The 318-nt window shown below is 54.7% G+C and carries 1 protein-coding gene; it reads right to left on the reverse strand.

Annotated elements, in window-relative coordinates; all coding sequences use genetic code 11:
• Positions 1 to 318 (reverse strand): hypothetical protein (locus tag AC1RPH_RS08160; RefSeq protein WP_481762086.1); only part of this gene is annotated, 318 nt, incomplete at both ends.

Genomic DNA, 318 nt, shown 5'->3' on the forward strand with positions numbered 1-318 from the left:
GATCGTACGTGTGTGCAGCCAGAAGATCGGCTGCGGGAATCGCAAACTGGCCGGCCTGCGCCTGAACGTGCAGCAACTTAGCCAACACCGCAGCCTTGAAGCCACGGTTCAGCTTCAGCTTCTTGACTTCGGCAAACACCGCCTTGTTCGCGTTGTTCCACCACAGTTTCGGGTGCTTTGCGCCATTAAGCACGTCCATACCCATGATGAACTGCGCGATCCACACTAGCTTCTTCACGAATCCGAACTGATCTTGAACATCGAGCAGTGCTGTATAGGCATCCGCGTAATTGCGCGAGTACGCGGCAACCATAAAGT

The sequence above is a fragment of the Dellaglioa sp. CoH-57-MRSF-16 genome, assembly GCF_056782055.1.